Here is a 581-nt window from a genome sequence, read left to right on the forward strand (position 1 = left end):
CTCTCCGCAATCATCAGCGGGGTCATCCCCTGATGGGTTCTCGCGCTCAAATCGGCACCTCGTTTGACGAGAAGCTCGACAACCTCCCGTGATCCTTCCCTAGCGGCAAGGTGAAGCGGGCTTTCCCCTGTGGGCGCCGCGTTGACGTCGGCCGAACGGTCAAGGAGCAACCTCACCATCTCCTTCTTGTCCGTCAGAATTGCGAAATGCAGCGCCGTATACTTGGCATGACCATCGACTGCGTCCACGTCAGCGCCGCTATCGAGGAGCAGTTTGGCTATGTCGGCGTACCCCAGTCGCGACACAAGATGGAGGGGCGTCCGCTCCTCAAAATCTCTGCCATTTGCCTGCGCTCCCCGTTGTAAAAGGAAGGCGACCATTTCCGGTTTGTCGTAGCTTGCTGCAATATGCAAAGGCTTGTAGCCGGCCGGGGGCTTTACAGCTTCGATATCGGCACCTTTGTCCAGCAGGAAGGCTGCCATTGAAATATCGCCCTGGAGAACGGCCGCGTGCAGCGGCGTTCCCTCGTCACCTTGTTCGTTCACATCTGCGCCGTTCGCCACAAGACTTTGTACAAGCGC

At 58.3% G+C, this 581-nt stretch carries 1 protein-coding gene; it reads right to left on the minus strand.

The features are described from left to right. The coding region (locus AC1DZU_RS35640) for an ankyrin repeat domain-containing protein (protein WP_477292147.1) at nt 1–581 on the minus strand (581 nt) is incomplete at both ends.

It is taken from the genome of Mesorhizobium sp. P2_A12 (assembly GCF_056405075.1).